General features: G+C 49.8%; 2 rRNA genes (1 of these 2 running past the window's edge). Both read right to left on the bottom strand.

The window, feature by feature from the left end:
* A 23S ribosomal RNA gene (locus CRENPOLYSF2_RS15440) occupies positions 1-2,789 on the bottom strand; the annotation flags it as partial.
* A 416-nt stretch (positions 2,790-3,205) separates the two neighbouring features.
* Positions 3,206-3,256: ribosomal RNA gene (locus tag CRENPOLYSF2_RS15430) — 16S ribosomal RNA — on the bottom strand (its annotated part continues 824 nt past the right edge of the window); the annotation flags it as partial.

Below are 3,256 nucleotides of genomic sequence, written 5' to 3'. Positions count from 1 at the left end.
AAGTCCCAGTGAGAACTCATCTTGGGAGGGGCTTCCCGCTTAGATGCTTTCAGCGGTTATCCTGTCCGAACTTGGCTACCCGGCAATGCCCTTGGCAGAACAACCGGAACACCAGAGGTTCGTCCACTCCGGTCCTCTCGTACTAGGAGCAGCTTCCCTCAATTCTCAAACGCCCATGGCAGATAGGGACCGAACTGTCTCACGACGTTCTGAACCCAGCTCGCGTACCACTTTAAATGGCGAACAGCCATACCCTTGGGACCTGCTTCAGCCCCAGGATGTGATGAGCCGACATCGAGGTGCCAAACACCGCCGTCGATATGAACTCTTGGGCGGTATCAGCCTGTTATCCCCGGAGTACCTTTTATCCGTTGAGCGATGGCCCTTCCATACAGAACCACCGGATCACTATGACCTACTTTCGTACCTGCTCGACTTGTACGTCTCGCAGTCAAGCACCCTTATGCCATTGCACTCATTGGCTGATTTCCGACCAGCCTGAGGGTACCTTCGTGCTCCTCCGTTACTCTTTGGGAGGAGACCGCCCCAGTCAAACTACCCACCATACACTGTCCCTAGCCCGGATAACGGGCCGAGGTTAGAACTTCAAATAAACCAGGGTGGTATTTCAAGGTCGGCTCCACATGAACTAGCGTCCACGCTTCAAAGCCTCCCACCTATCCTACACAAGTTGATTCAAAGTCCAGTGCAAAGCTATAGTAAAGGTTCACGGGGTCTTTCCGTCTAGCCACGGGTATACGGCATCTTCACCGCAATTTCAATTTCACTGAGTCTCGGCTGGAGACAGTGTGGCCATCGTTACGCCATTCGTGCAGGTCGGAACTTACCCGACAAGGAATTTCGCTACCTTAGGACCGTTATAGTTACGGCCGCCGTTTACTGGGGCTTCGATCAAGAGCTTCGCTTACGCTAACCCCATCAATTAACCTTCCAGCACCGGGCAGGCGTCACACCCTATACTTCCTCTTTCGAGTTCGCAGAGTGCTATGTTTTTGCTAAACAGTCGCAGCCACCAATTTTTTGCAACCCCTTTCAGCTCCAAGAGCAAGTCTTTTCACCTACAAGGGGCATACCTTCTCCCGAAGTTACGGTATCATTTTGCCTAGTTCCTTCAGCCGAGTTCTCTCAAGCGCCTTAGAATTCTCATCCCACCCACCTGTGTCGGTTTACGGTACGGCCACTGGTAACCTGAAGCTTAGAGGTTTTTCTTGGAAGCATGGCATCAATCACTTCATCTTATCCGAAAATAAAATCCGTCATCACGTCTCGGAATATATGCAACCGGATTTGCCTGGTCACACTCCCTACTCGCTTAAACCAACTATTCCAACAGTTGGCTGACCTAGCCTTCTCCGTCACCCCATCGCAGTTACCACCGGTACAGGAATATTAACCTGTTTTCCATCGACTACGCTTTTCAGCCTCGCCTTAGGTACCGACTAACCCTGCGTCGATTAGCGTTGCGCAGGAAACCTTGGGTTTTCGGCGTGCGGGTTTTTCACCCGCATTATCGTTACTCATGTCAGCATTCGCACTTCTGATACCTCCAGCACACTTCTCAATGCACCTTCACAGGCGTACAGAACGCTCCTCTACCGCTCAACGTAAACGTTGAACCCGTAGCTTCGGTACTATGCTTAGCCCCGGTAAATCTTCCGCGCAGACCGACTCGACCAGTGAGCTATTACGCTTTCTTTAAAGGATGGCTGCTTCTAAGCCAACCTCCTGGCTGTCTGTGCCTTTCCACATCGTTTCCCACTGAGCATAGATTTTGGGACCTTAGCTGACGGTCTGGGCTGTTTCCCTTTTCACGACGGACCTTATCACCCGCCGTGTGTCTCCCGTGCTCAAACTTGTTGGTATTCGGAGTTTGCATCGGGTTGGTAAGTCTAGACGACCCCCTAGCCGAAACAGTGCTCTACCCCCAACAGTTATACACGAGGCGCTACCTAAATAGCTTTCGAGGAGAACCAGCTATCTCCGAGCTTGATTAGCCTTTCACTCCGATCCACAACTCATCCCCGGATTTTTCAACATACGTGGGTTCGGCCCTCCAGTAAGTATTACCTCACCTTCAGCCTGGTCATGGATAGATCGCCCGGTTTCGGGTCTAATCCCAGCGACTTGACGCCCTATTAAGACTCGCTTTCGCTACGCCTCCCCTATTCGGTTAAGCTTGCCACTGAGATTAACTCGCTGACCCATTATACAAAAGGTACGCAGTCACGGAACAAGTCCGCTTCCACTGCTTGTACGCATACGGTTTCAGGATCTATTTCACTCCGCTCTCCGCGGTTCTTTTCGCCTTTCCCTCACGGTACTGGTTCACTATCGGTCAGTAAGGAGTATTTAGCCTTGGAGGATGGTCCCCCCATGTTCAGACAAGGTTTCTCGTGCCCCGTCCTACTCGTTTTCACTGTACAGCGTTTTCGTGTACGGGGCTATCACCCTGTATCGCCAGACTTTCCAGACTGTTCCACTAACAACTGTACAACTTAAGGGCTAATCCCCGTTCGCTCGCCGCTACTAAGGGAATCTCGGTTGATTTCTTTTCCTGTGGGTACTTAGATGTTTCAGTTCCCCACGTTCGCCTCAGGACACTATGTATTCATGTCAAGATAACTGTCTGATGACAGCTGGGTTCCCCCATTCGGAAATCCGCGGATCAAGGTGAGTTTGCACACTCCCCGCGGCTTATCGCATGCTACAACGTCCTTCATCGCCTCTCACTGCCTAGGCATCCACCGTATGCGCTTATTCACTTGACCATATAACCCGAATGGGTCTTTTTAAAGTTATTTCGCTATTTTCATAACGCTTTTATTTTAAATTAACGTTCGTGTTACTCATCAGTTTCTATCGCTTTTTTGCGAATGGACTCTTGTTCGCCTGAATTCAACACGATCAAAACGCTTCATTCTTCATTACTGAAGTCTGTTGTGTTTATCTGTGTTAACCAGGTTCATTCGAACCCATCCAAGTCTCACCACACTGCTAGGGCATGGTTAAACTTTTAATGTTACAGATTTCCAATTTGTTAAAGAGCAATTAATGCGTTTAAGCACCAATTCTATAAGGTCTTTAGAATGCAGATAAAACCTTAATTACTTAAAGTCTTTGTGCGTTTAAAACGTTATAGAATTGGTGGAGCTAAGCGGGATCGAACCGCTGACCCCCTGCGTGCAAGGCAGGTGCTCTCCCAGCTGAGCTATAGCCCCAGTATTCACTGAGTTCC

It is taken from the genome of Crenothrix polyspora (assembly GCF_900163755.1).
Lineage (GTDB): Bacteria > Pseudomonadota > Gammaproteobacteria > Methylococcales > Methylomonadaceae > Crenothrix > Crenothrix polyspora.
The sequence above is the reverse complement of the archived record's forward strand: the minus strand, read 5'-3'. Positions and strand labels throughout refer to the sequence as shown.